Source organism: Pedobacter nototheniae (genome assembly GCF_032678625.1).
GTDB classification, from domain to species: Bacteria; Bacteroidota; Bacteroidia; order Sphingobacteriales; family Sphingobacteriaceae; genus Pedobacter; species Pedobacter nototheniae_A.
This window is the reverse complement of record NZ_JAVTSO010000023.1, coordinates 1-883: the sequence shown is the minus strand read 5'-3', so window position 1 is coordinate 883 and position 883 is coordinate 1. Positions and strand designations below refer to the sequence as shown.

Sequence of the window (883 nt, the reverse complement as noted above, 5' to 3'; positions counted from 1 at the left end):
GTAACTAACCGTTCCATCTGCATTGACAGTAGCCACCTGACCAGCAGTTGCGCCTGTTGCATCTAATTTTCCAGCGGTGATTGATTTATCTTTAATATTTAAACTTGCATCGGCTAAAACTGAATTTGCTAAAGTTGTTCCGCCATTTACCTGGATAATACCATCAGTGGTAATGCCTTTTCCGGTTGTAATGGTTGCAGGATTTACGGAAAGCGTTCCGGTGGCAGCATCAATTGACAAACCAGTACCTGGTTTTACAGCACCGGTTGTACTTGCTGTGGCATTATTTACATTAACTTTATAATCGGTTACATTACCTGTTGTAGTACCCGCAGCTGTAGTGTTTGTACCATTGGATAATGTTGTTTTTAATTGCCCTGATTGAATTGCGGCATCCTTTACTTCTACTTTATATTCCGTATTATTTGGATTACCAGCACTTGCAGCAGAAGTAACCGTGGTGGTTGTTCCGCTAATTACCGAGCTGGTTTTTTGTCCTGCCTGAATTGCAGGTGTTAAATCCAAAGCTGTAGCTGAAGCTACGCCGTTAACCGTAGTAATTAGTTTATTTGTTGCATTAAGACTTAAGTCATTTGAATTTATAATTTTAACCGCATCGCCTGTTACACCATTTACTTTAGTAGTTAAATTATTAACAGATGATTCATTTGATACAGTTGTTGCCGGCACTAAAGTAGATTGATCTACCCACGAACCTGTATTGCCTGCACCAACAACCATCACCTGGCCCGTAGTGCCACCTTTAATCTGGTTTGCTGCCAGGTTTAATTTGGTTTCATCAACATCAATTGTGAAAGCTTTTAGTGCCGCACCTGTTGGTGTTCCTCCTAAAGTAACTTTATCACTTCCCGGGGTTACATCA

1 protein-coding gene is annotated in these 883 nt (G+C 40.7%); it reads right to left on the bottom strand.

Annotated features, from left to right (window positions below; translation table 11 throughout):
- Nucleotides 1-883, bottom strand: an 883-nt coding sequence (locus R2Q77_RS20990; protein ID WP_316805666.1) for a hypothetical protein, incomplete at both ends; no start/stop codon positions are given.